This window comes from Serratia sp. Ser99, assembly GCF_024519545.1.
GTDB lineage: Bacteria > Pseudomonadota > Gammaproteobacteria > Enterobacterales > Enterobacteriaceae > Serratia > Serratia liquefaciens.
Genome location: NZ_JALJRT010000015.1, coordinates 13,184 through 38,310 on the forward strand (window position 1 = coordinate 13,184; position 25,127 = coordinate 38,310).

General features: G+C 56.9%; 22 protein-coding genes. 8 read left to right on the forward strand and 14 right to left on the reverse strand.

Annotated features, from left to right (window positions below; translation table 11 throughout):
- Positions 1-46 precede the first annotated feature (46 nt).
- The 9 genes from recC to rppH form a co-directional block, all read right to left on the reverse strand.
- Positions 47-3,418, reverse strand: coding sequence for an exodeoxyribonuclease V subunit gamma (gene recC, locus NR114_RS22110; protein ID WP_234529338.1), 3,372 nt, complete (start codon positions 3,416-3,418; stop codon positions 47-49).
- 33 nt (positions 3,419-3,451) lie between these two features.
- On the reverse strand, positions 3,452-3,826 hold the full coding sequence (locus NR114_RS22115; protein WP_048760808.1) for a prepilin-type N-terminal cleavage/methylation domain-containing protein: 375 nt from the start codon (positions 3,824-3,826) through the stop codon (positions 3,452-3,454).
- Positions 3,816-4,262 carry a YgdB family protein gene (locus NR114_RS22120; RefSeq protein ID WP_129983686.1) on the reverse strand — a complete coding sequence of 149 codons (447 nt, stop codon included), beginning with the start codon at positions 4,260-4,262 and terminating at the stop codon, positions 3,816-3,818. Before NR114_RS22120 ends, NR114_RS22115 begins: the two co-directional genes overlap by 11 nt.
- Positions 4,259-4,837, reverse strand: coding sequence for a prepilin peptidase-dependent protein (locus NR114_RS22125; protein WP_048760803.1), 579 nt, complete (start codon positions 4,835-4,837; stop codon positions 4,259-4,261). Before NR114_RS22125 ends, NR114_RS22120 begins: the two co-directional genes overlap by 4 nt.
- On the reverse strand, positions 4,825-5,331 hold the full coding sequence (locus NR114_RS22130) for a prepilin peptidase-dependent protein (RefSeq protein ID WP_234529337.1): 507 nt from the start codon (positions 5,329-5,331) through the stop codon (positions 4,825-4,827). Before NR114_RS22130 ends, NR114_RS22125 begins: the two co-directional genes overlap by 13 nt.
- A gap of 189 nt (positions 5,332-5,520) precedes the next feature.
- Positions 5,521-6,315, reverse strand: a complete 795-nt coding sequence (thyA, locus tag NR114_RS22135; RefSeq protein ID WP_020828397.1) for a thymidylate synthase — start codon at positions 6,313-6,315, stop codon at positions 5,521-5,523.
- A gap of 7 nt (positions 6,316-6,322) precedes the next feature.
- Complete coding sequence (gene lgt, locus NR114_RS22140; protein WP_020828398.1) at positions 6,323-7,195, reverse strand: prolipoprotein diacylglyceryl transferase; 873 nt, start codon at positions 7,193-7,195, stop codon at positions 6,323-6,325.
- Positions 7,196-7,385: 190 nt separating this feature from the next.
- Complete coding sequence (gene ptsP, locus NR114_RS22145; RefSeq protein ID WP_234529336.1) at positions 7,386-9,632, reverse strand: phosphoenolpyruvate--protein phosphotransferase; 2,247 nt, start codon at positions 9,630-9,632, stop codon at positions 7,386-7,388.
- Between the two features lie 12 nt (positions 9,633-9,644).
- Positions 9,645-10,172 (reverse strand): RNA pyrophosphohydrolase, encoded by a 528-nt coding sequence (rppH, locus tag NR114_RS22150; protein WP_012146527.1) that lies wholly within the window; start codon positions 10,170-10,172, stop codon positions 9,645-9,647.
- A 696-nt stretch (positions 10,173-10,868) separates the two neighbouring features.
- Between rppH and mutH the strand changes: the two genes are divergently transcribed.
- From mutH to NR114_RS22170, 4 genes are all read left to right on the forward strand, one after another.
- Positions 10,869-11,555 (forward strand): DNA mismatch repair endonuclease MutH, encoded by a 687-nt coding sequence (gene mutH / locus NR114_RS22155; RefSeq protein ID WP_046372754.1) that lies wholly within the window; start codon positions 10,869-10,871, stop codon positions 11,553-11,555.
- 95 nt (positions 11,556-11,650) lie between these two features.
- Entirely contained in the window at positions 11,651-12,367 is a 717-nt protein-coding gene (locus NR114_RS22160; RefSeq protein WP_020828401.1) for a TerC family protein, read from the forward strand.
- Between the two features lie 173 nt (positions 12,368-12,540).
- Complete coding sequence (locus tag NR114_RS22165; RefSeq protein ID WP_020828402.1) at positions 12,541-12,759, forward strand: YgdI/YgdR family lipoprotein; 219 nt, start codon at positions 12,541-12,543, stop codon at positions 12,757-12,759.
- 179 nt (positions 12,760-12,938) lie between these two features.
- A complete protein-coding gene (locus NR114_RS22170) occupies positions 12,939-13,979 on the forward strand; it encodes an NADP(H)-dependent aldo-keto reductase (RefSeq protein ID WP_234529335.1) in 1,041 nt (346 codons plus the stop codon).
- A 34-nt stretch (positions 13,980-14,013) separates the two neighbouring features.
- On the opposite strand, the gene lplT is transcribed toward NR114_RS22170, so the two are convergent.
- The 3 genes from lplT to NR114_RS22185 all read right to left on the reverse strand — a co-directional run bounded on the left by lplT (position 14,014) and on the right by NR114_RS22185 (position 20,189).
- A complete protein-coding gene (gene lplT, locus NR114_RS22175; protein WP_020828404.1) occupies positions 14,014-15,210 on the reverse strand; it encodes a lysophospholipid transporter LplT in 1,197 nt (398 codons plus the stop codon).
- Positions 15,210-17,363: a bifunctional acyl-ACP--phospholipid O-acyltransferase/long-chain-fatty-acid--ACP ligase gene (aas, locus tag NR114_RS22180; RefSeq protein WP_234529334.1), complete on the reverse strand. Its 2,154-nt coding sequence runs from the start codon at positions 17,361-17,363 to the stop codon at positions 15,210-15,212. The genes lplT and aas overlap by 1 nt, the downstream gene beginning before the upstream one ends.
- Before the next feature lie 567 nt (positions 17,364-17,930).
- On the reverse strand, positions 17,931-20,189 hold the full coding sequence (locus tag NR114_RS22185) for a molybdopterin guanine dinucleotide-containing S/N-oxide reductase (RefSeq protein ID WP_234529333.1): 2,259 nt from the start codon (positions 20,187-20,189) through the stop codon (positions 17,931-17,933).
- 219 nt (positions 20,190-20,408) lie between these two features.
- Here NR114_RS22185 and galR point away from each other — a divergent pair, with 219 nt between their 5' ends.
- Complete coding sequence (gene galR, locus NR114_RS22190; RefSeq protein ID WP_020828407.1) at positions 20,409-21,428, forward strand: HTH-type transcriptional regulator GalR; 1,020 nt, start codon at positions 20,409-20,411, stop codon at positions 21,426-21,428.
- Here galR and NR114_RS22195 read toward each other — a convergent pair.
- Positions 21,425-21,880: a GNAT family N-acetyltransferase gene (locus NR114_RS22195; protein ID WP_174574706.1), complete on the reverse strand. Its 456-nt coding sequence runs from the start codon at positions 21,878-21,880 to the stop codon at positions 21,425-21,427. The genes galR and NR114_RS22195 overlap by 4 nt on opposite strands.
- A gap of 151 nt (positions 21,881-22,031) precedes the next feature.
- On the opposite strand from NR114_RS22195, the gene NR114_RS22200 reads away from it, so the two are divergent.
- The 3 genes from NR114_RS22200 (at position 22,032) to NR114_RS22210 (ending at position 23,834) form a co-directional block, all read left to right on the forward strand.
- A complete protein-coding gene (locus NR114_RS22200) occupies positions 22,032-23,042 on the forward strand; it encodes a LacI family DNA-binding transcriptional regulator (RefSeq protein ID WP_020828409.1) in 1,011 nt (336 codons plus the stop codon).
- Between the two features lie 139 nt (positions 23,043-23,181).
- Positions 23,182-23,526 carry a type II toxin-antitoxin system RelE/ParE family toxin gene (locus tag NR114_RS22205; RefSeq protein ID WP_234529332.1) on the forward strand — a complete coding sequence of 115 codons (345 nt, stop codon included), beginning with the start codon at positions 23,182-23,184 and terminating at the stop codon, positions 23,524-23,526.
- Between the two features lie 5 nt (positions 23,527-23,531).
- Positions 23,532-23,834: a helix-turn-helix domain-containing protein gene (locus tag NR114_RS22210; RefSeq protein ID WP_149573996.1), complete on the forward strand. Its 303-nt coding sequence runs from the start codon at positions 23,532-23,534 to the stop codon at positions 23,832-23,834.
- Between the two features lie 30 nt (positions 23,835-23,864).
- On the opposite strand, the gene lysA is transcribed toward NR114_RS22210, so the two are convergent.
- Positions 23,865-25,127 carry a diaminopimelate decarboxylase gene (gene lysA, locus NR114_RS22215; protein WP_129941026.1) on the reverse strand — a complete coding sequence of 421 codons (1,263 nt, stop codon included), beginning with the start codon at positions 25,125-25,127 and terminating at the stop codon, positions 23,865-23,867.

A 25,127-nucleotide genomic window follows, 5' to 3' on the forward strand; every position in this document is an offset into this window, starting at 1 on the left:
TAATTATTTTTACCACCTCCCGGCAATCAGTACCACCGGGGGATTGTTACCCAAGGTTATGTCGCGCAACCGGCAGAAGGTAACGTTCTGTTTCGGCCAGAATTTGCGCTAAACAAGGATTATCCAACTGCCGGAATACCCGCTGCACATAAGGGTCTTCGCCTTCTCCCGGAATGCGCTGATCGCCCTGCCAGGTCTGCAGCAGCTTGGCTCGAGCCTTGATTTGCACCTCTTCATCCCAGTCAATCTGCTGCGTTTCCTGCTGGTAACATTGGCTTAGCCAAGCCCAGCCGCTTTTGTTCAGCAACAGCAACGGCCGACACAGACCGCGCTGATAACCGGCCACCAATTCGGCCAGTTGCTCATGGGCATCCTCTGCGCTCAGGGCGGCAAAACGCCAGGCTGCCCCTTTGCGACCGTAAATACGGCTTTCCCCTGTGCCACCGGCGCAGCAGTACACCAGATGCTCCAGCCACAGCAATATCCCATCGACGGCCGACAGGGTGGATGGCCGCCAACGTAACAGCCCGTCTTCCTGAACCTGATGCAACCAGCCGCTAATGCGCACGCCGGCAATGTCGATATCCAGTTCAAGACTGTGCCCTTCGCTGCGCTCTGCCCGCACCTGCTCAGCCAGTTCAGCCATCTCTTCCTGCTGCTTCTGCCAATAAATTTCACCGAATGGGCCAAAGGGTAATCCGCCAGCGGCACGAACTCGCTGAAACAGGCGAGTGGCGTCCTCACCGTCAATCAGAGTATTCAACAGTTGGCTGTTGAACTGATAACGGCTGAGATTATCCAGGGTAAAGGGCTCTTCATCCGGCAGCTCGGTTTCTTCCAAAATGAAGCTGACCCCCAGACGGAGTTGGAAGAAGGCGCGGATAGGGTGGCGATAGAATCGCAGCAAGTCATCCAGCAAAATCTGGGTTTGTGCTTCCGGCAGCAGAGGTTGATTAAACGCCGGATGTGCAGCTCCTTTTCCGTCGGCGGCCGGCAGCCATTCCGCGGCGTAGCTCTGATCTTCTGTACCGGGCAGGAAATTCTCGGCGGCAAACGGCATACGCGAGTGCCAGTTGAGCAAGTGATCACCCACGCGTTTTGCACTGCCATCGGCGTCCAACGCTTCATCCCCCGGCAGGCAGTAGCTCTGTTCAAGGTATTCCAGCAGCTCGGTCACCAACACCGAAGGGTAACGTTCGCTGTTATCCTGAATGGAACGGCCAATAAAGCTGATATACAGCCGTTGCTGCGCCGACAGTATCGCCTCCAGGAATAAATAACGGTCATCATCACGACGGCTACGATCGCCACGCTTGACCTGCTGTGCCATCAGATCAAAGCCTAACGGCGGCAGCGTCCGTGGGTAAACGCCGTCGTTCATGCCCAGCAGGCACACCACTTTAAACGGGATGGAACGCATCGGCATCAGGGTGCAGAAATTGATTTGCCCGGCCAGGAAACGCTGGCTGATCCGCTCCTGATCGAGGCGTGACGCCAGTTCATCACGCAGGATGGATAGTGGCACCTCATCGGGATAACGGGCCGCCAACCCGAACTCGAACAGCTTGTTCCACTGCTGCTCAATCAGCGCCAGCACCACTTCGGTTTCGCCGTCCTGCTCAAAGAAGGTCTCCAGCAGTTGGCGGCACAGTGGCTGCCATTCCGGCAGCGTACGCAGTTGCCCTAGTCGTTGCCGCCAGCGGCTCAACGCCGCCAGCAGCTCAGCTAGCTGCCCAGCCAGCTCGGCGACCAATCCGCTCGATTCGTCGTAGGGCAAGACCCCCTGCCAGTCACCGGCATTGCTGTCCATGGCGTAACCCAACAGCATACGCGTAATGCCAAATTGCCAGGTGTGCTGTCCGGTGGCGGGCAAATCCAGTTCGCGCACGTTGTCATCATCCAGGCCCCAGCGTACGCCGGATTCACCCACCCAATGGCGCAACAGACGCAGGCCCTCTTCCCGGATGGAGAATCGCGCCGCCAGTGCGGGAACCTCCAGCAGTGCCAGCACCTGCTCTGAGGTAAAGCGGCTCTGCGGCAGATCCAAGAGCGAGATAAAAGCCTGCAGCGCCGGGTGGGCCTGGCTGGCTTTGCGGTCAGAAATGGCAAACGGCAGGTAGCGTTCTGGGGAGGCATTGCCGAATACCGCCTGGATATAAGGCGTGTAATTGTCGATGTCCGCCACCATCACAATAATGTCGCGCGGCGTCAGCTCAGGGTCATCCGCCAACATGCTCAATAACTGATCGTGCAGCACCTCAACTTCACGCTGCGGGCTGTGGCAAGCGTGCAGGCTGATGGAGCGATCGGCAGGATCCAGTCGTCGTTTGGTGGCGCTGCTTTCCAGCGTTTCCGGCGTGGTGCCGATAACCGCACTGTTCTTCAGCTCCAGCATATCGTACTGAATGCCATGCAACAGATTGTCCGCAGGGATATCGACAAATGCGAAAACTTCCTGCGCAGATTCGATCTGCGAAAGCAAAAAGTGGTGGTCGCGTCCCAACTTGCCCCATGAGGCCAGCAGCGGGTTCGGCAGGTCTTGCTCACCGGCTTCATTAAACAGCGCGGCGGCATTTTCAGGATCTTTGAATAACGCATATTCGGTTTGATCCTGATAATGGCGTCGTTTGCGGCTCTGCAATTTCGCCAGAAATGATTGACTCTGAATATCTCCCCAGTAGTAGCGGCAAGGGTTAGTGAACATCAGGTGGACGTCAATGTGCCTGCCCAGCGCCTGGAGGGCCTCCAGATAGACCGGCGGCAATGCCGAAATGCCGCAGATAAAGACCCGTGGCGGCAATCCCGCCGGGGGCTCCTGTGCCTTTTCCAGCTCGTTGATAAAACGGCGATACAGGTTGGCGCGATGCCATTCCGGCTGCCCCAATTCCGCGGTGTACTCTACCAGGCGCGCCCACAGCGGGGCCTGCCATTGCTGCGCTTCCGCCAGTCCGTCAACGCGTTCGCCCTTCTGCCAGCTTTCCAGCCATTGCGGGCGATACACCAGGTATTGGTCAAACAGGTCAGCCACCCGACCGGCCAGTTGATGAATTTTACGTTTGTCGCCGTCGTCGGTGAGGTAATGCTGCAGTGGAGCAAATTCAGGCTGGGTGAGTAAATCGGGCAGCAGCCACATCAGCTTCCAGGTCATGGCGTCTTTGCTGAAGGCGCTCTCTTTCGGGATACCCGGTAACACCCGGGTAAACATGTCCCAGATGAAGGTAGCCGGCAGGGGGAAAGCGATGTTGGCGGCAATGCCGAACTGCTCCGCCAGTTGCATCTGCAGCCACTGCGCCATACCGGGGCTCTGCACCAACACCACTTCCTGTTGGAAAGGATCGGCCAAGGGCTCTCTGGCTATCAAAATGCTGGTCAGCGTTTTTAACACGTCCAACTGATTGGAGTGATAAACCTTAAACATTGGGCGCTCCCTTAAAACAAAATATGTGCCAGCTCACTGGCGCATGCAGTACCAACGACTCAGTTCCGCCCACTGCTGTTGGGGCGTTTGTATTCTTACCACTAACCGCTGACAGGCAGGCTGTGGGCTGCTCAAGCTGGTCTCACGCCGCCAGCCGGGTGCCAGTGGCGGCAGCCCGGCATCCATGCGACCGGTAGCGGCGAACACTTCCAGATGCTGGTGCGCCAACGACCACGCCTGTCGATACTGCCACTGACGCTGGAACGACTGCAACAGCACCTGATGATACTGTAACAACCCCAGTAGCGACACCGCGAACAGCAACGCGGCAATCAAGACCTCCGGCAAGCTGAAACCCCGCTGGCGCCATAGGGTTGCGTCAGATGCATCAGTTGGGTTAATCCTCACAGTCCGCCTGCTTTTTTTCAGGGCAAAAATCTAGCCACCCGCCGGTTTCTGCTCTGAGCGCAATCTCTCCGGTTGCGCCCTCAGGTTTGCTCCGTTGATATAACCGCAAAGGCTCTGCGCCATTCATCGGTGCTTCACCTCGCACCAGGACAATACCCGCCTGGGAGGATAATTTTGCGCAGGCACGTAGCTCAGTTGTTTGCCGGCACCACCAGCCACTCTCATTCAGTTGCCCGTGTGACCAGGACTGCGCCACACCCCAACTGAGCGCTGAAGCGGCCTGATTGTATGCCCGTAAATAGCGCTTCTCATCGGTCGCCAATAACAAAGCGCTATCCAATTGCCGGTGCTGGGCATTCAACAGCATCAGCCCCATCACCAACAGCATCATTACGGCCGCCAAGGTACTGCCGCCTCGTTCGGCACTAATGTTCATGGCAGAGAAGCCATATTGACCGCCCAGACCAGGCTGCGCCGTATACCGTCGTCCGCTTTCGCACGGCCGCTCAGCGCCAGCGTAGCCCAGGTTTTTCCGTTTTCACCCAGGTTGGTCTTTACGCTGAAGGCTTCGATACGCACTTCGTCGTTATCGATCAGACGTTCCCAGCCACCGCCCCGACAATGATTAATACCCCGCTGCCCTTCCAACATCCCCTGGCGCAGGCGATAACCGAAATAGTCGGCATCGGCGCCGAAAGCCTCCCAATGGCCGTTACGACTGATGTCATAGGCGATAATCACGCAACTGCCCGCCGCTTCTCCGGGAAGGTGGCTAAGCAGTATTGGTTGCCCACGGCACTGACCGGCGCAAAACCCCGCACGGCGCAGATCTTTCTCTATGCCGAAGGCCAATTGCCGCAGTACCGACTCCAGCCGGTAGTGCCTGCCGACATCGACGCTGTGTTGACGTAAAACCGGATAGGTTTTGGCGGCAGCAAGCGCAATCAGGCTGCCGAACGTCAGCGCCAACATCACCTCCGGCAGCGTAAAACCCCGCTCTAAGGCTGACATAGCGCAACCCCCCTGATGCCCACCCCTTCGCTGCACAATCGCAGTCGCCCCTTGGCAGAAAGCACCAATCTCAGGCTGCCTGCACCGTTGCTAAGCACAATATGCCCCGCCTGCGCATTATTGCGCAGGCCATAAAACCCCATCTCTTTTTGGGTATGGCCTGTCAGCCGCACATCAGGGTAATGCGGCTTGAAGATGTCATCGTCGAGTGCAGCGCAATTCGCAGGCGTTTGACCTTCACCGATACACCAGGTCGTTCCGGGTTTAATCCCCAGCAGCGCCGTGCGGTTGTGCCAGTTGGCATCAGCCTGCAACCGGTTGAGAAAAGCCAGCAGTTGTTGTGCAGTGTGTTCCAACCGCAAAGCCTGCTGATAATGACGCCAGTGGCTGACACCCCAGCCCGTCAGCAGACCCGCCAGGGTAATCACCACCAGCAGTTCTATCAGCGTCATGCCGCGCTGGCCATCGGGGTTAAACTTCATCTCGTCGTTCATGGCGGCCAGTGTAATCAGGCGCGCAACAGGGTAAAGGGGGGCTTTTCGGCCTTGAAGCACATCGCGCAGGCTTTCTATGCAACAGGTAAGCGAGCACAACAAAATGCGATGCAGTCCGCAGTAAGGGAACGGCAGGAAAAGATAAGGGCGCAACCTGTGCGCCCTCGGGGATAACTTATGCGGAGAAAATCAGATAGCAACCGGTGCTTTGATTGGGGGATGCGGATCGTACCCTTCGATTTCAAAGTCTTCGAAACGGTAATCAAACAGCGATGCCGGTTTGCGTTTGATCAAAAGCGTTGGCAAGGCACGCGGTTCACGGGTCAGCTGCAGCTGGGTTTGTTCCATATGGTTGCTGTACAGGTGGGTATCGCCGCCGGTCCAGACGAAATCACCCACTTCCAGATCGCATTGCTGCGCCATCATATGCACTAACAGCGCGTAGCTGGCAATGTTGAACGGCAGGCCGAGGAACACATCGCACGAGCGCTGGTACAGCTGACAGGATAATTTGCCGTCCGCCACGTAGAACTGGAAGAACGCATGGCATGGCGCCAGCGCCATCTGATCCAATTCACCCACGTTCCAGGCCGAGACTATGATGCGGCGTGAATCCGGATCCTGTTTCAGCTGATTCAGCACCGTGGTCAACTGGTCGATCTGACGACCGTCTGCGGCTCCCCAGGCACGCCACTGTTTGCCGTACACCGGGCCAAGGTCGCCGTTCTCGTCGGCCCACTCGTCCCAGATGCTGACCTTGTTTTCCTTCAGGTAAGCCACGTTGGTGTCGCCGTTCAGGAACCACAACAGTTCATGGATGATCGAACGCAGGTGACATTTTTTGGTGGTCACCAACGGGAAGCCTTCCTGCAAATTGAAACGCATCTGGTGGCCGAAAATCGACAGCGTGCCAGTGCCGGTACGGTCGGCTTTAGGGGTGCCCTCGGCGAGCACTTTGTTCATCAAATCCAGATACTGTTTCATTTGTTCCTCACGACAGTTGTTGCTGCGGGCGACGACGATACGCCCAAATCATCATAATAATACCGGCCACCACCATAGGAACGGACAGGATCTGCCCCATGCTGATTACGCCGTCGAACAGGCCGAGCTGGGCATCCGGCTGACGGAAAGCTTCGACGATAATGCGGAATACGCCATAACCAATCAGGAACAGGCCGGAAACGGCGCCCATCGGCCGCGGTTTGCGAATAAACAGGTTCAGAATGATAAACAGCACCACGCCTTCCAGCAGCAGTTCATACAGCTGGGACGGGTGGCGCGGCAGCACGCCGTATTGATTCAGGATCGGCAGCAGTTGCGGATCGGCGGCGGCAAGCGCTACGTCTTCCGCGCGTGAACTTGGGAACAGCATCGCCCATGGGGTATCGGTGGTAACACGGCCCCAGAGTTCGCCGTTGATAAAGTTGCCCAAGCGGCCGGCCCCCAGGCCGAAGGGGATCAGCGGGGCAATAAAATCAGAAACCTGGAAGAAGGTGCGTTTGGTACGACGAGCGAACCAGAACATCACCAGAATAACCCCCATCAGGCCGCCGTGGAACGACATACCGCCATCCCAGACTTTGAACAGATAGAGCGGGTTATCCAGGAACAGCGGCAGGTTGTAGAACAACACATAGCCAACGCGGCCACCGACGAACACGCCGAGGAAACCGGCATACAGCAGGTTCTCTACTTCATCCTTGGTCCAGCCGCTGCCCGGTTTGTTGGCACGGCGCACCGCCAGCCACATGGCAAAAACGAAGCCAACCAGGTACATCAGACCGTACCAATGCAGAGAGACCGGGCCGATAGAGAAAATCACCGGATCAAATTTAGGAAACGCCAGATAGCTATTGGTCATCTATCACCACAACATGTCTATTATTCTTCCCCATCCGGGGGCGGCAGGTGCCAAACGCGGTGAAACGCAGCAGGAGCACTTTTTCCGTTGCTTTCAACACAGTGAGGAGGCGGATAATAGCATAAGCTTAAGCGTCTCCGGACTGGACTGCTGGGAAAAGTTCTGTAAAAAAATCAGTCAGCCTGCGGCGTTACTTGCCGCCGCGGATCAACCCGCCCATGCCGCGCCGCTCCATAAACGCCGCCACCTGATGGCGCACTTCGGTGGTCATTTGGGCACTGAGTACCCGCTGCGCCAGCACTTCGGCATCGGAGAGCTCAATATGCCGCAGCAGATATTTGATCCGCGCCACGCTACGTCCGTTCATGCTCAGGTTGCGGTAGCCCATGCCCACCAGCAGCAAGGCCCCCATGGGATCGCCGGCCAGTTCACCGCACAACCCCACCGGCAGCCCGACGGCCTGGGCCTGAACGACAATCATCTTGAGCACCTGCAGCATGGAAGGATGCAGGCTGTCGTATAGCGACGCCACTCGGGTATTGTTGCGATCAACCGCCAACAGGTACTGGGTCAGGTCGTTGGTACCGACCGAAATAAACTCCACCCGCCCGGCCAGATGCGGGATCAGGAAGATCATCGACGGCACTTCAAGCATTACGCCAAGTTTGGGTTTGGGAATTTCATACCCCAGCACTTCTTCCACTTCCCGCCCAGCGCGGTCGATCAGGCGTCGGGCCTCGTCGATCTCTTCCAGACTGGTGATCATCGGCAGCAAAATGCCCAGATTGCCGGTACCGGCATTGGCACGCAGCATGGCGCGCACCTGGATCAGGAAGATTTCCGGCTGATCCAGGGTGATGCGGATACCGCGCCAACCCAGACAGGGGTTTTCTTCGCTGATAGGCATATAAGGCAGCTGCTTATCGGCGCCGATATCCAGCGTGCGCAGCGTCACCGGCTTGTTCGGATAGAGCTGCAACATACCCTGATATTGGGCGACCTGTTCCTCTTCGGAAGGGAAGCCACTCTGCAGCATAAATGGAATTTCGGTACGGTAGAGGCCGACGCCATCGACGCGCCCTCCCAGCAATTGCTCGTGTTCCGGGCTAAGACCGGCGTTGAGCATCACCTGCACTCGCTCGCCGCTTTTGAGCTGAGCCGGCTGTTCGACGTCGTCTTCCGCCAATCGGCTTAATTCCAGCTCTTCGGTGATCAGCCGCTGGTATTCCTGCACCAGCACCGGCTCAGGATCAACCAGCAGCTCGCCGCGATAGCCATCGACAATCAGCAGGCGCTGGCTGAGCAATGCAGGCTGGATATCCGCCCCCATCACCGTCGGCACACCCATCGCCCGCACCAAAATAGCCGCGTGTGAGTTGGCGGCACCGTCGCGGACCACCACGCCGACCAGCCTGTCCTGTGGCATTTCGGCCAACAGGGTAGCGGTCAGTTCATCGGCCACCAGCACAAAACGCGCCGGCCACTGGGTTGCGCCCTGAGTGGTATCGTCGAGGTGGAATAAAAGGCGCTGACCTAGCGCGCGCAGATCGCTGGCGCGCTCGCGCATGTAGGTGTCTTGCAGGCTGGCGAACTGGGCGGCAAAGACTTCGATCACCTGTTTCACCGCCCATTCGGCCACGGAGCCGGCATCGATCTCGGCGAAAAGTTCGCGCTTGAGACGGGCGTCGTTCAGCAGGTGAGAGTAAAGATCGAAAATCGCCGCGCTCTCTTTTTGCGAGCTGGCGGCAAAGCGCTTGCTGAAACGGCGGAATTCCGCCCCGGCTTCTTCCAGCGCCTGAGTCAGGCGTTCACGTTCGCTGGCAGTATCGAGCGTTGAGGCCTTGTAAACCTGATCGAGTGACGGCTGGCTGCTGTCCTGCCAACCTTCGGCCACCGCCACGCCTGGCGATGCCGCCAGCGCACGAATGCGCGTCTGGCGATACTGGCCAAAAAGAGCGTTAAGCTGCGATTGGGATAGGATACCGGCCATTTGCGTGGCCAGCGTCACCATAAAAGACTCTTCGCTTTCGTCGAACTGGCGCAGCTCACGCTGCTGAACCACCAATACGCCCAGCAGTTGGCGGCGATGAATGATCGGCACGCCGAGGAAGGATCGGAACCGATCCTCCTTCACCTGGGGAATATATTTGAAGCTGGGGTGGCTCTGCGCGTCCGCCAGGTTAATCGGCTCCGCACGGCGCCCAACCAGGCCGACGATGCCTTCATCAAAGGCCAGTGCGATAGTGCGCCCACGCGGTTTTTTTAACCCGCGTGTCGCCATCAGGTAATAACAGCGGCGGTCATTGTCTGCCAGATAGATGGAACAGACTTCCGTATCCATTGCCAGACAGGTTTCATTGACCAAAAGATCCAGCGCATCTGTCAGGCTGGCCGCCGCGGCCACCTTCTCAACAATTTCTCGCAAGCGCGTGAGCATAGTCGGCTTAACTTAACCTCTCTTCCGGCGATAAGCGGGGGTCTGCCGCTGCGCTGCCTGCTCCTGCATCGGCATCACGGTGACGGCGAATTCTTTCATCACCCGGCGGTAAACGTCGCGTTTGAACGACACCACCTGGCGCACCGGATACCAAAAGCTCACCCAGCGCCAGCCGTCAAACTCCGGCGTGCTGCTGCGTTGCATATTGATATCAGCGTCATTGCACATTAACTGCAAAAGAAACCATTTCTGCTTTTGGCCGATACAAACCGGCTTTGTGTCCCAACGCACCAAACGTTTTGGCAATTTATAGCGCAACCAGTTGCGGGTTGAGGCCAGGATACGCACATCCTTTTTGCTCAGCCCCACTTCTTCGAACAGCTCACGGTACATTGCCTGTTCTGCGGTTTCACCGGGGTTGATCCCCCCTTGGGGAAACTGCCAGGAGTGTTGACCGTAACGGCGAGCCCACAGGACTTGCCCCTGACGATTACAGATTACGATACCAACATTCGGGCGGTAGCCATCATCATCGATCACCGGACTACCTCGATAAGCTTAAATTCGCATAGATACCCTGATTGTTTCACACAAGCTACAGGCGGTAAACCACTGCTTTGCGGCGGTGCAGACCGGATAACATTGGGATAACTCACAGATAATGGCAAAGTTATAAACATGTGAAGCCGTTTACACGCGGTTTTATTCACTTTTTCTGTGGATAGGTGTGTGAAGAACTCAAGGGATAAGCCGGTAAAACTCTGGTGAACTCAAAATCACCATAAAAACAAAAACAAAAACATATCACTAAAAACATAAAGTTATCTATTTATCAACAACCCTATACAGAGTAAAAATGTGATCTATATCCGTTTAGGATCTTACCCTGGCGAAAGATCCACCAACGTCGTTTTTATCCACAGATTATCCGTATGAGTTACGCACAAAACGGACAATTTCGCAAAAAAACCCCTGAGTCAAGGCTGTAAATCGAACCAGTGATCGGTAAAAATTTGGGTTATCCCATAAATCTGTGGATAAATAGGTGTAAGATCCTGTTTATTGTCGGTGGCTTCAGGTGCACAAGCGTCGCCCTGAATTTTTCCCCCGTCATGTAGCGGGAAAAAAGTCATGGAAAATCATGCTACTATTATTCTTTTCCCCAGACCTTGCCCACCAAGGTTCGCTGTGTACAAATACAGTACGTTTTTCAACCAAATCTAACAGGTTCGCATTATGGCGTTTTTATCTCCTCTGCCCCCTCCTCCAGAAAATGAACAGCAACTGTTTGAACGGGCGCAGCAGCTTGCCGGCTGTCAGTTGGGAGAACTGGCGACACGTGCGCAGTTGCCTATTCCCAAAGATCTGAAGCGGGATAAAGGATGGGTTGGCATGCTGCTGGAGCAGTATCTTGGCGCCATGGCCGGCAGCAAGCCGGAACAGGATTTTCCCGAGTTGGGCATCGAGCTGAAAACCATCCCGATAGACGCCGCCGGCAAGCCACTGGAAACCACTTTCGTCTGCGTAGCGCCCTTGACCGGCAACAGCGGCGTCACCTGGGCCAGCAGCCACGTACGCCATAAGCTGGCGCGGGTGCTGTGGATCCCGGTGGAAGGCGAGCGGCAGATTCCGCTGGCACAGCGGCGCATAGGTTCACCACTGTTGTGGAGCCCGAACGAAGAAGAAGAAGAGATGCTGCGCCGCGACTGGGAAGAGCTGATGGATTTGATCGTGCTTGGCCACGTAGAACGGATCACCGCACGGCACGGTGAAGTGCTGCAACTACGCCCCAAGGCGGCCAACAGTAAAGCCCTGACCGAAGCCATCGGCGAACAAGGTCAGCCGATCCTCACATTACCGCGTGGTTTCTATTTGAAAAAAAGTTTCACCGCCGCGCTGCTGGCAAGACATTTCTTAATCTGATCGCTTTTGTTTAGGCTGTGTTTAGCTAACAGTGTCGCCGTATCAATAAACGCGTATAATTCTGCCTTTGCTTTTTATTAAGGTGTGGCTAGGCAATGTTCGAATGGATTATGGATCCCAATGCCTGGTTAGCGTTAGGTACGCTGACCATTCTTGAGATCATTCTGGGTATTGATAACATTATTTTCCTTTCCCTGGTGGTGTCTAAACTGCCGAAAGCCCAGCAGAACAAGGCGCGTCGCATCGGGCTGGCCGGCGCAATGTTAATGCGTCTGGGGCTGTTGGCCTCTATCGCCTGGGTGATCCGTCTGACCCATCCGCTGTTTACCATCATGGATCACAGCGTTTCGGCTCGCGATCTGATCCTGCTGCTGGGCGGGCTGTTCCTGATTTGGAAAGCCAGTAAAGAGATCCATGAAACCATCGAAGGGTCGGACGAAGAGCACCACACTAAAGTGCACGGCTTCTTCGGTGCCATCGTGCAGATCATGCTGCTGGATATCATTTTCAGCCTGGATTCAGTGATCACCGCGGTAGGCCTGTCCGATCATCTGTTTATCATGATGGCAGCAGTAGTGATTGCCGTGGGCGTTATGATGTTTGCCGCCCGGCCGATTGGCGAGTTCGTTAACCGCCACCCTTCGGTGAAAATGCTGGCGCTGGCATTCTTGATCCTGGTGGGCTTCACCCTGATGCTGGAAAGCTTCCAGGTGCATGTACCTAAAGGCTACATCTACTTTGCGATGTTCTTCTCGATGTCGGTAGAAGCGCTCAACCTGATGCGCAGCAAGAAAAAACCCGCCTCTGAGTAATCCCCCAACGGGAGCGAGCGTAAGCCGCTCCCGTTAATATTTTTGTATCCCCCGCACAGTTTCAATGTCACTTTCTCTTACAGAGATAAGGACTTATCCGAAACACGATGCATCTATAGTTTGCTAATCTAGAAAGAAGCTTCTTTTTGCACACATAACTGAGGATCCGCAGGATGAAAAAGTGGGTAATGGCAGTGTCTGCGTTGGTGATGGCCGCCGGGTTGGCGGGATGCTCCAGCGATTACGTGATGGCGACCAAAGACGGCAATATGATCCTGACTCAGGGCAAGCCAGAGATTGACCAAGATACCGGCCTGATCAGCTATAAAGACGAAAAAGGCAACCATCGCCAGATCAACGGCGATCAGGTTTCACAGGTCATCGAACGCTAGTTTCCCGATCGGCTATCGCCCCGCGTTGCGCGATAGCCCTCCCCGCACTGAATCCACTTCCCCCATCTTCTCGGCTTGGTTATAGTCGGCAAAGGCGATATCACCGCCTTGCAGATTGTTTGGCTCCTGTTTTACCGGGTGTATAGCCCGTAAGCGCTAACACGAAAGGAAGGCCGTTAATGCAATACCACCGTATTCCCCACAGTTCTTTAGAAGTGAGCGTGCTGGGACTGGGCACCATGACCTTTGGCGAACAGAACAGTGAAGCCGATGCCCACGCGCAACTCGACTATGCATTAGCCGCTGGCATCAACCTGATCGATACCGCAGAGATGTACCCGGTACCGCCCCGCCCTGAAACCCAGGGGCTGACCGAACAGTACATCGGCAGTTGGATCCAGGCTCGCGGCAACCGTGAGAAACTGGTGCTGGCCAGCAAAATCGCCGGGCCGGTGCGCGGAACTGACAGCAGTATCCGTCCGCAGCAGGCGCTGGATCGCAAAAACATCCGTGCCGCGCTGGACGCCAGCCTGAAACGCCTCAACACCGATTATCTCGATCTCTACCAGCTGCACTGGCCGCAGCGCGCGACCAACTTCTTCGGTAAGCTCAACTACCAGTACACTGACGAAAAGGCTACCGTCACCCTACTGGAAACGCTGGAAGCGCTGACCGAGCAGGTGCGCGCCGGTAAAATTCGTTATATCGGGGTGTCTAACGAAACGCCTTGGGGCGTGATGCGTTACCTGCAGTTGGCTGAAAAGCATGAGCTGCCGCGCATCGTCTCAATTCAGAACCCCTACAGCCTGTTGAACCGCAGTTTTGAGATTGCTCTGGCGGAGATCAGCCAGCACGAAGGCGTCGAACTGTTAGCCTATTCCAGCCTGGCGTTCGGCACCCTGAGCGGCAAGTATTTGAACGGCGCCAAACCGGCCGGTGCGCGAAATACGCTGTTTAGCCGCTTTAATCGTTATTCGGCCCCGCAAACGCAGTTGGCGATTGCCGAATACGTCGCATTAGCCAAAAAACACGGACTGGATCCTTCGCAGATGGCCCTGGCCTTTGTTCGCCAGCAACCCTTCGTTGCCAGTACCCTGCTGGGCGCCACCACGTTGGAACAGCTGAAAATCAACATCGACAGTTTCGACCTGGTGTTGAATGAAGACGTGCTTCAGAGGCTGGAGGAGATCCACACCCGCTTTACCATTCCTGCCCCCTAAATAATCAGGGGCGCCTAAACCGCGCCCCTTTTGATTATTTTGCCCGTCGTTGCGACAACCACAGTGCGCCGATCGCCAGCGCGAAAACCACACCAAAACCGATCCCCACGCCGACCACCGGTACGCTGACTTTCACCGCCAGCGAATAGAGCCCGAGCATCAACAGCATGGCGGTGTTCTCGCCAAGGTTTTGCACCGCGATCGCGTTGCCTGCCCCCACCGATTTTTTGCCTCGTTCTTGCAACAACGCATTCAACGGCACCACAAAGAAGCCGCCCAAGACGCCGATAATCAGCAGTACCGCATAGGCGCTAAGCAGGGTAGTTTGCAGCGCAAATATCGCCACCGCTACGCCAATCAAGATCCCGGCCGGCATACAGCGTTTCACGGTCTCAAGCGTAACGAAGCGAGCTGCGGCACCGGCGCCAACCACAATCCCCACCGCCACCATGGCATTCAGCAACGTCGGCGTGGCGTTATCGGCGATACCCAGCGCCACCGGCACCCACAGCACCAACAGAAAGCGCAGCGTGACCCCTGCGCCCCAAAACAGGCTGGTACCAATCAATGAGAAACGGGTTTGCCCATCGCGCCACAGCACCACACAGGCGTTGAAGAAAGCGCGAGTCATGGCGCGTGGCGTCCATGACGTCGCCGGATGTGCCGCAGGCAGGCGCGGAATATACAGGTTGGCGATCACCGCCGCTGCGTAAACCAGCGCACATACCGCCAGTGCCGCGACCACGTGCCAGTCTGCCAGGATGCCGCCGGCCACCGAGCCCAGCAGGATCGCCGCGATAGTGGAGGCCTCCATCAGGCCGTTGGCCTTGACCAGTTTCTCACCGCTGGTGATCTCACCCAAAATCCCATATTTGGCCGGTGAATAAGCTGCGGCACCCACGCCTACCAGGCTATAACCGAGGAACGGATCCAACCCGAAACAGATCACCAATGCGCCGGCCAGCTTCAGGCCGTTGGCCACCATCATCACCCGCCCTTTCGCAAAGCTGTCGGCAATCTGGCCGACAAAAGGCGCGAGAATGATATAGGTGGCGACAAACGCCATCTGCAGAATCGGCTGGCTCCAGTCGGGATAAAGCTGTTGTTTGATCAGCGCCAGCGTGGCGAACAGCAACGCATTGTCACCGAACGCAGAGAGAAACTGTGCGCAAATGACCGCAATCATGCTGCGCGAAAGCAAGGGGGAATCAGTGTTCGACGACGAGTTCATCAGACAGTATCCGGCTGTTCAGCCATTTTACGCAGGGTCACAAAATCCGGTTTGCCACTGCCCAGCACCGGCAGCGTTTTCAACAGGCGAATATCACGCGGTACCGCCAGTTCAGGGCTGCCCAATTCACGCGCTGCCCGCAGCAAGGCTTCGCGGGTTACGCTTGCATCGGTTGTGAACAGCACCAGTGCCTCGCCCTTACTGCTGTCACTTTTCACCGTGGCGGCGTGCAGCCCTTCCGGCGATACACGCTGTGCCAGCAGCTCCACGCTTTCCAGCGAGACCATTTCGCCCGCCAGTTTGGCAAAGCGCTTCACCCGACCGCGGATCACACAGTAGCCCTGTTCGTCCAGCGTGACGATATCGCCGGTATCGTACCAGCCCGGCTGCAGGTTGCCCTGTTCATCCTCTGCCGCCGGCGGCTCCAGCTCGCCCGGATGCTCCACCCGCAGATAGCCTTTCATGATATTCGGCCCACGCAGTTGCAGGCGTCCACCGTTCTCAATACCCGGCACCTTCATTAAACGCGCTTCCATATTCGGCATGATGCGCCCGACGGTACCCACCTTGGCCGCCAGCGGCACGTTGATTGACACCACCGGCGCACACTCGGTCACGCCATAGCCTTCCAGGATGCGAATACCGTATTTGTCCTGATAAATCTGTTTGGTGCTGTCCGCCAGCTTTTCCGCACCGGCTACCACATAGCGCAACCGGGCAAAGTCATACGGATGGGCAAAACGCGCATAGTTATTGAGGAAAGTGGCCGTGCCGAACAGCACGGTGCAGTTACGGTCATACACCAGCTCCGGCACCACGCGGTAATGCAGCGGACTGGGGTAGAGGAAAATGCGGCTGCCGGTCATCAACGGGGTCAACAGCCCGACCGTCAAACCAAACGAGTGAAACAGCGGCAGCGACGACATAAAACGGTCGCGCGGAGTGAAGTCGGCAATGGTACGGATCTGCTCAACGTTAGCCAGCAGGCTGGCGTGGGAGTGCACCACGCCCTTCGGATTGCCCTCCGACCCCGAGGTGAACAAGATCAGTGCCGCATCGTCAGGCTTCTGCGGCAGCATGGCGCCCGCGGGTTGGAACAGATGACGCAGGATCCACAGCTTGTCCGCCAGGGTCACGGTATCTTTCAGATCCTCCAGATACACCCAGTTGGCCTCCGGCACCTGCTGCGGCAAATGTGTCAGCTTGCCTTTTTCCAGGAACTGGCGTGAGGTGACGATGGTTTTAAGACTGGCGGCGAGCATGGCACTTTTCAGGCCGTTGGAACCCGCGGTGTAGTTGAGCATCGCCGGGATACGGTTGCGCAGCGAGGCGCCAAAAATCGCCGCGGCGGTAATGGTGGCATTCGGCAATAGCATGCCGACATGTTCGCCCTCGGCGGTAAAGCGCTGCAGGATACGGCTGACGCCCAGCGCTTTTTTGATCAGTGTCTGGTAGCTGTCTTCCTTGAAGTTGATATCTTCAATGCACGGCTTACTCCGACCATAGCGATGCTGCGCCGCCAGCAAAGCGCGGAACAGGGTCTGTGGCTCGCGCGTGTCCATACGCGCCTTCATCATGATCTGGTGCAAACGATCGCCGGCCAGCATGCGACGTTCTCGGGCGCGTGGCGCGACCGGCATCGGCAATGACGTCGGCGGTAAAATACGGATGCTGATCTGCGGGAACCAACGGATCTTGAATACCCCGGCCATACGCCCAAAAGGGCTGAATTCGGCGCCATCAAGCCGTATCGGCACCACGGTCGCCCCCGATTTGGCGGCAATAAACGCGGCACCATCATAAATTTTCATCAGTGAGCCGGTCACGGTAATGCGCCCTTCGGGGAACACCACGATGGGCCGCCCTTGCTCAACCATGCGCACCAACTGTTTGATGGCCATCGGCTTGGTGGGATCGAGCGAAACGAAATCGATATAAGGCCGCAACCAGCGCATAAACCAGCGATCGCCAATGCTGGCGTAGACGGCAAACACCGGTTTGATCGGCAAAAACAGCGCCAACAGAATACCGTCGAGGAAGGAGATGTGATTGGGCGTAATCAGCAGCTTTTTCTGATCGAAATGTCGGGCGTCGCCCTCAACGCGTACCCGGTACAGCAGGCGGAACAGCACCCGCAGCATTGAAAAGATCATGCCCTTCTCCCTTTGCCCAAGATGAGCGTAAATGGTTGTAGGGAAAAGAATACTATATGGCAGGCAAAAAAAAACCTACGCATCCGCGTAGGTTGGTGCAATTGAAAATGGCTTCAACATACAGAGTATGCTGATTTCTCACCAATCAATACCTCTGGGATCACCTACTCTAGAGAGGTGGCGATTAAGAAACTACCGATCAATCGCAAGAGTTTTGCTCTAAATGCAACCAGCTGTAAATTTCCCGCGATGTACTGAAATAACTCAATGAAATGTAAATAGTCCTGCGGAATAAAAATACAAAATCAGATTTTACGCAGGCGGGACGGAGGGGGATCGGGCAAAAAAAAACCTACGCATCTGCGTAGGTTGGTGCAAATTAATATGGGCTCAACAAACAAGTTGCTGAAACTCACCAATCAATACCTCTGGGACGTTTAATTTACCGCGTTGAGCCGAAAACCAGCCAGCGGCCAATCGAAACATTAGGGCGCAAAGTGTAACCAGCGGTGTATCCCCACGGCCTTTCAAGCCACAGTGAGCTCGCCTTGCCGTGGGGTTGGATGTTTATCGTACGCTCACTTCTACCAGGCAGCTCATGGCGTTCGGCCCTTGAGTCAATGGCGAGGTACCGATATCCAGCGTTAACACGTTCGGGTTGCCGGACTGTTCCACCTGCAGGCGCTCGGCACCAAAACCTGGGTCAAACCAGGCGCCGGTTGCCATCAGCACTACGCCCTGGGTGACGCCGTCGGTGATCGCAACGCCTGCCAGGCAATTGCCACGCGCATTGCTGACCTGTACCTCCGCCCCCTCTGCAATGCCGCGCCTGGCTGCATCTTCCGGGTGCATATACAGCGTTTCGCGTCCGGCCGTTTTATTGCCCTGCGCCAGCGGCGCCGGATCCATCTGGCTATGCAGGCGATCGCTCGGTTGGATAGATATCAGGTGCAATGGCCACTTTTTGGCCTCCGGTGCCCCCAGCCACTCGACTGGCGGCTGCCACTGCGGATGCGGGGCAAAATCGGCATAGCGATAACCGGCGATTTTCTCGCTGAACAACTCAATCTTGCCGCTCGGCGTTTGCAGCGGATTGGCCTGCGGATCGGCACGAAAATCGTCGAAGAACACGAATTCTTTCGCCGGTGCCGGCAGCTCGACGTAGCCTTTGCGCCAGAAATCCTCAAACTCGGGCCATTCTACGCCGGTCCCCGCCTGCGCCTGGCCGCATTGTTGATAGATAGATTCGATCCAGGCCCGCTCGTCGCGGTTTTCGGTGAACTGCTCGCGGTAACCGAGCCGCTCCGCCAGATCGGCAAAAATATCAAAGTCGTTACGTGCCTGATGCTGTGGCGCAATGGCCTGATGCATCGCCAATACGTAGCGATCGCGCGATGAACCGCCGATATCGTTACGTTCCAGCGAGGTGGTAACCGGCAGCACGATGTCCGCCATCTTGGCCGCCGGCGTCCACCAGATATCCTGCACAATCACCGTATCCGGTTTCTGCCAGCCTTCCACCAGCCGGTTTAGTTGCTGGTGATGATGGAACGGGTTGCCGCCAGCCCAGTGCACCAAATGAATATCCGGATACTGGTGCGTCTCGCCACGGAACTGATAGGAGCCGCCGGGTTGCAACAGCATGTCGCAGATACGCGCCACCGGGATGGCCAGCCCGCAAGGGTTGGCGCCGACCGGCATCATGGGTCCCGGCGTATCCACCCTCGGGTTGCCGACGCCGTTCATCGAGCCGTGACCAAAGGAGAAACCGCCCCCCGGCAGCCCCACCTGGCCGAGCATCGCCGACAGGGCAATCATCATCCAGTAGGGTTGTTCACCGCGATGGGCACGCTGAACCGAATAGGAACAGGTGATAAAACTGCGCACGCCGATCAGTTGCTGCGCCAGCAAACCGATACGCGCCGCCGGAATGCCGGTGATGACACTGGCCCATTCGGGTGTTTTCGCCACGCCGTCGTCGGTGCCGCGCAGATAATCCGCCAACTGGCTATAGCCGGTGCAGTGGCTATAGAGGAAAGCTTCGTCCTGAGCGCCACGGCGCTGGATTTCATACGCCAGGGCCAGCATCAGCGCCACGTCGGTATTCGGGCGAATTGGGATCCATTCGGCATTAACAAATTCCGGGCAGTCATCACGCATCGGGCTGATGTTGATCACCGGAGTGCCTTTTTTCACCAGCTTTTGCAGCCAGGGTTTGAGCGAGTGCTCCGCCGCACCGCCGGAAGAGACCTGGGCATTTTTCAACGCCAGGCCGCCGAAGGCCACAAACAGCTCGCAGTGCTCAACCACGCTGGGCCAACTGGTGACACGGCCGGTCAATGGGGTGAAAGTGCCGATCACATACGGCAGGAAAAACTGGGCCGCTCCCCAGCTGTAGTTGCCCAACTGATCGACACCGCCGCCGCCAGCAAAATAAAAACGGCGCACCAGCGAACGAGCGTGGTGCAGGCGCCCGGCAGATGACCAGCCATAGGAACCGGTAAACAAGCCGGAGGGGCCGTAGCGATCGCGCACGCGCCGGTTCTCTTCCGCCACCAGGTCGAGCGCCAGATCCCAATCCACTTCGACAAAATCCTCGCGGCCACGCAGCGTACGGTCACTGCCTTCACGCTTTTGCAGCCAGGAGCGGCGCACGGACGGCTTGCGGATGCGCTTGTCGGAATAGGCCATCGGCGCGATGGAGTCGAGCATTGGGGAAGGATCCGGATCGTCGGCAAACGGCTCACAACGGATAAGCCTGCCGTCTTCAACCACGGCGGTATAGGCGCCCCAGTGAGCGAGTTGCGGATAGCGTTTAATCGACATGGTGTTCTCAGCCAAGAATGGATGCCCAAAAATAGCATTAGCCGATGCGCCGCGCCAAAGCACAAATGGCTCTATCACTGAGCGGCACAGGTCTAAGCTCGGGGTAAATTGCCCATATCTGCAACAGCCGCCACAAGTTACGATCGCCAGCGCTTGCAGCCCCGGGCTTTTTCCGCAAGACTGAGGGATGTAAGCGATTACCCAGGATGTATGACAGATATGGCTACCATAAAGGATGTTGCCAGGCTGGCGGGTGTTTCCGTGGCCACGGTATCCCGCGTAATAAACAATTCTCCCAAGGCCAGCGAAGGCTCTCGCACCGCCGTGCTGGCCGCGATGGAACAACTGCAGTATCACCCAAACGCCAATGCCCGCGCGCTGGCACAGCAATCGACCGAAACGCTCGGGCTGATCGTTTCCGACGTGTCCGATCCCTTCTTTGGTGCCATGGTCAAGGCCGTGGAACAGGTGGCCTACGCCACCCACAATTTTCTGCTGATTGGCAACGGTTACCACGAGGCGGAAAAAGAGCGTCAGGCGATTGAACAGCTGGTACGCCACCGTTGTGCCGCGCTGGTGGTACATGCCAAAAAGCTGACCGACCGTGAGTTAAGCGGGTGGATGCAGCAGATCCCGGGCATGGTGCTGATTAACCGCACGCTGCCGGGCTTTGAATCGCGCTGCGTGGCGCTCGACGATCGCTACGGTGCCTGGCTGGCGACCCGCCACCTGATCCAACAGGGGCACCAGCGTATTGCCATCATCTGCTCCACCCACCAAATTTCCGATGCGGCGGACCGTCTGCAGGGCTATCTCGATGCATTGCAGGAGCACGGCATTGCGGTAGATGAAAAACTGATTGCCTACGGCGAGCCAGACGAGATTGGCGGCGAACAGGCGATGACCGAGCTGCTCGGGCGTGGTAAAAACTTCACCGCGGTCACCTGCTACAACGACTCAATGGCCGCCGGTGCCCTTTCGGTACTGAGCGACAACAGCGTGGATGTGCCGGGGCAGATGTCGCTGATTGGTTTCGATGACGTGCTGATTTCACGCTACCTGCGGCCACGTCTGACCACTATTCGCTATCCGGTGGTGGCCATGGCGACCCAGGCGGCCGAACTGGCGCTGGCACTGGCCAACAATCAGCCGCTGCCGGAGATCACCAACATGTTCAGCCCGACGCTGGTGCGCCGCCATTCGGTGGCCAGCATCAATAACGTTTACGAGCAGAATTAGATCAACTCCCGGTGATACAGCCGCACCGGGCGATCGGGGTAATCCAGCGCATCGCCAATGTAGCGCCAGCCATGGCGCTCATAATAGCCGCTAAAGTCACTGTAGAGATAAAGCTCACTGAAGCCGGTGCGTCGGGCGTAGTCTTGCACATGCTGCTGCAACCGCAGCCCCAGACCGCTGCCGCGCTGGCTTTCGTCGACATACAGCGCAGCCAGCCAGGGCGTCAGATCCTGCCGGCTGATCAAGTCACAGCGCCATAAGCCGACGGTGCCAACCACTTTATCGTCCTGCAGGGCGATAAAAGTAATGGGCAAATCGGCTCCGCACAGCCCGCTATCCACCACGCTGGCGAAAAATACCCGGCTGTTTTCGCTGCCAAACGCCTGCCACAGCCAATCAATCACCTGACCGCGATGCTGTGGATAATCCGCCAGAAGCCTAATCTCAGTCATCTCTTCTCTCTTTTCCCATTGTCTGGCATCAGTCTACGGACGTTGCGCCACAACACAATCCCGGCGGAAAAATCCCACGCAGCCAAGGGGTAAGCCTATGCTAGACTGAGCGATATTTGCCACAGCGGATGTTGAAAGAGGTAAGCCACTGATGATCACCATGTTGGATGTTTCCATTCGCGCGGGGGTATCCAAAGCCACGGTTTCACGCGTGTTAAATGGCACCGGCCAGGTGAAAAAGAGCACCCGCGATGCGGTGTTCAAGGCCATGGACGATTTGGGTTACCGCCCGAACTTCCTCGCCCAATCGCTGGCAAACAAAAGCTCCAACAGCATTGGCCTGGTAGTGTCCAATTTCGACGGCCCCTACTTCGGGCGCCTGCTTCGTCGCGCAGCCAAGCTGATCGAGGCCAGTGGCAAACACCTGATTGTGACCGACGGCCACGACACGCCGGAAGATGAACTGCAGGCGGTACAGCTGCTGGCGGATCGCCGCTGTGATGCCATCATCCTGTATACCCGTTTCATGTCAGAAACTGCGCTGATGAAGCTGCTGGACAGCCTGCCGGTGCCGATCATGGTGATCAATCGGGATCTGCCACAGGCGCGCGCACGCTGCGTGTTCTTCGAACAGCAAAAGGCGGCCTTCCATGCGGTGGATTATCTGATTCGGCAGGGGCATCGCGAGATCGCCTGCATTACCGGCCCCATCGCCACGCCAACAGCACAGGCGCGGCTGGCAGGTTATCAACAAGCGTTAGAGCAGCACCATATTGCCTTCAACGAAGCCCGCGTGGCCTACGGTGACAGCAGCGTGCAAAGCGGATATCAGGGCACCCGGCGTTTGCTGGCCGAGCATATCGATTTCAGCGCGCTGTTCGCCTGCAACGACGACATGGCGGTCGGCGCGATGAAGGCGCTGCACGATGCGGGCAAACGCCTGCCGCAGGATGTCTCACTGTTCGGCTTTGACGACGAGCCCAGCGCCGCCTATTTGCAACCTGCACTATCTACCGTGTATCTGCCGATCGACGTGATGATCGAAGCCGCCATCAGCCAAGCTTTTCGCCTGATCAATGGGGAAGACACACAGCCACTCACCCCGTTCACCGGCGAACTACGGCTGCGTGAATCGGTGCTCCCCGGGCCTTACGCCGACTGATCCCTCAGGGCGCTGTCACAGATTGCGTACAGCGCCGTATTTCTTCAACGCCAATTTCCCTTCCCTGCCACCAATCCGCATATTGTCAAGACAATAACCTTTACACTATATAGCTTAAAAGCTATATTCGGAGTTTGACATGTGGCAGATCGTGACCGTCGAACGATTCGACAACTGGTTTTTATCATTAAACAGCGATCAACAAAAAAGCGTGCTGGTAGGAATATTCAAACTGCAGGAATTCGGCCCCTTGTTGGCGCGTCCTCATGCCGACACGCTGAATCACAAAAACCAAATACAGCATCTGAAAGAGTTACGTATTCAGCATCGCGGTCGGCCGTTTCGGATTTTCTTCGCCTTCGATCCGCAACGACAAGCGGTCCTGCTTTGCGGTGGCGATAAAACCGGTAATAAACGCTTCTATCAACAAATATTGCCGATCGCCGTCAGAGAGTTTTCACATTACTTGGCAACCCAGAGGTAACGTAAATGGCCAAACCCTTATCAGATCTGATCGACAAACTCGATCCCACCGTAGTTGAAGCTGCGCAACAGAAAGCGGACAAAGAAATTTTTGAACTGCGGCTGGCAATGCTTCGGGAAGAACTGGCGGTGTCTCAGGTGGAACTGGCCAAGCGGCTTGGTATCAGCCAACCTTCGGTCGCCAACCTGGAAAAACGCGGTAGCGAAATTAAACTCTCTTCACTCAAACGCTATATCGAAGCCATGGGGGGAACGCTGTCGCTGGAAGTTCAGCTCCCGAACGGCCAGCATCGACGGATGACGCTGTAAAATGGGCGCAGCAAACTGCGCCCAAAAGCATCAGATCAGTTCCAGCGCAATCAGCTCTTCGATGGTCTGGCGACGACGGATCAGGCGCGGTTCGCCGTTCTCAAACAGCACTTCCGGCAGCAGCGGGCGGCTATTGTAGTTTGAAGACATAGACGCGCCATAAGCACCGGTGTCATGGAACACCAGATAATCGCCAACCTGCACCGGCGGCAGCTCGCGGGTTTCAATACCGCCCCCGGCCTGCTGAGTAAAGACGTCTCCGGATTCACACAGCGGTCCGGCAATCACGGTTTCACGCAGTGGCTGATGTGCGGTATCGCGACCGTCGGCCGGCAGCAGGGATATGTGGTGATAGCTGCCGTACATTGCCGGACGCATCAAATCATTAAAACCGGCATCCACCAGCACAAAGTGCCGGCTGCCCATGTCTTTCACTGCCCGTACCTCGGCGACCAGCACACCGGCTTCCGCCATCAGGAAACGGCCCGGTTCGATCTCCAGCTTCACCGGATGACCCAAATGTGCGGCAATACGCTCGCGGGCGCTGTTCCACAAACCAAAATAGTGTTCGGTATCGATCGCCTCTTCGCCGTACTGATAGGGGATCGACAGCCCGCCTCCGGCAGAAATCGCACTGATATCCTGGCCGAGGTCGATCACCTGTTGCACCATGGCGTCACACACGCGCTCCAGATGCTGGTAGTCCACCCCCGACCCTATATGCATATGCACGCCAATCAGCGTCAGACCGTATTGCTGAATTTTTTCCACCGCCTGCGGTAAGTCGGCATACCAAATACCGTGCTTGCTGTTCTCACCGCCGGTATTGGTTTTCTGGCTATGGCCGTGACCGAAACCTGGATTGATGCGCAGCCACACCGGATGCCCGGCAGAGACCTGCCCCAACTGTTCCAGCATGTCGATCGAACCGACGTTGACCGGGATTTTCAATTCGCTGACGCGAGCCAGAGTCGCGTGATCGAGCACATCGGCGGTAAACACGATTTCGCTTGGTTCGCCACCCGGCTGAAAACCGGCCTGCAATGCACGCTCAATCTCGCCTAACGACACAGAGTCCACCTTGACGCCCTGCTCACGCATCAGGCGCAAAATATGAATATTCGAGCAGGCCTTCTGGGCAAAACGGATCACGTCAAAATGCCGCAATTGGCTGATGCGCTCGCTGATAATCGCTGCGTCATAGGCCCACACAGGGCAACCAAAGCGCTGAGGCAACGCCAATAGGTTAGCGGCGTTAAGAGCGGTAGAAGTGTCGTGCAAAGCGCGTGGCAT

Bases quoted from the DNA above. Each gene is read 5' to 3' on its own strand.
- recC (WP_234529338.1), bottom strand. From the start codon at position 3,418: ATGTTTAAGGTTTATCACTCCAATCAGTTGGACGTGTTAAAAACGCTG.
- NR114_RS22120 (WP_129983686.1), bottom strand. From the start codon at position 4,262: ATGAACATTAGTGCCGAACGAGGCGGCAGTACCTTGGCGGCCGTAATG.
- NR114_RS22125 (WP_048760803.1), bottom strand. From the start codon at position 4,837: ATGTCAGCCTTAGAGCGGGGTTTTACGCTGCCGGAGGTGATGTTGGCG.
- NR114_RS22130 (WP_234529337.1), bottom strand. From the start codon at position 5,331: ATGAACGACGAGATGAAGTTTAACCCCGATGGCCAGCGCGGCATGACG.
- thyA (WP_020828397.1), bottom strand. From the start codon at position 6,315: ATGAAACAGTATCTGGATTTGATGAACAAAGTGCTCGCCGAGGGCACC.
- lgt (WP_020828398.1), bottom strand. From the start codon at position 7,195: ATGACCAATAGCTATCTGGCGTTTCCTAAATTTGATCCGGTGATTTTC.
- ptsP (WP_234529336.1), bottom strand. From the start codon at position 9,632: ATGCTCACGCGCTTGCGAGAAATTGTTGAGAAGGTGGCCGCGGCGGCC.
- mutH (WP_046372754.1), top strand. From the start codon at position 10,869: ATGGCGTTTTTATCTCCTCTGCCCCCTCCTCCAGAAAATGAACAGCAA.
- NR114_RS22160 (WP_020828401.1), top strand. From the start codon at position 11,651: ATGTTCGAATGGATTATGGATCCCAATGCCTGGTTAGCGTTAGGTACG.
- NR114_RS22165 (WP_020828402.1), top strand. From the start codon at position 12,541: ATGAAAAAGTGGGTAATGGCAGTGTCTGCGTTGGTGATGGCCGCCGGG.
- NR114_RS22170 (WP_234529335.1), top strand. From the start codon at position 12,939: ATGCAATACCACCGTATTCCCCACAGTTCTTTAGAAGTGAGCGTGCTG.
- lplT (WP_020828404.1), bottom strand. From the start codon at position 15,210: ATGAACTCGTCGTCGAACACTGATTCCCCCTTGCTTTCGCGCAGCATG.
- aas (WP_234529334.1), bottom strand. From the start codon at position 17,363: ATGATCTTTTCAATGCTGCGGGTGCTGTTCCGCCTGCTGTACCGGGTA.
- NR114_RS22185 (WP_234529333.1), bottom strand. From the start codon at position 20,189: ATGTCGATTAAACGCTATCCGCAACTCGCTCACTGGGGCGCCTATACC.
- galR (WP_020828407.1), top strand. From the start codon at position 20,409: ATGGCTACCATAAAGGATGTTGCCAGGCTGGCGGGTGTTTCCGTGGCC.
- NR114_RS22195 (WP_174574706.1), bottom strand. From the start codon at position 21,880: ATGACTGAGATTAGGCTTCTGGCGGATTATCCACAGCATCGCGGTCAG.
- NR114_RS22200 (WP_020828409.1), top strand. From the start codon at position 22,032: ATGATCACCATGTTGGATGTTTCCATTCGCGCGGGGGTATCCAAAGCC.
- NR114_RS22205 (WP_234529332.1), top strand. From the start codon at position 23,182: ATGTGGCAGATCGTGACCGTCGAACGATTCGACAACTGGTTTTTATCA.
- NR114_RS22210 (WP_149573996.1), top strand. From the start codon at position 23,532: ATGGCCAAACCCTTATCAGATCTGATCGACAAACTCGATCCCACCGTA.
- lysA (WP_129941026.1), bottom strand. From the start codon at position 25,127: ATGCCACGCGCTTTGCACGACACTTCTACCGCTCTTAACGCCGCTAAC.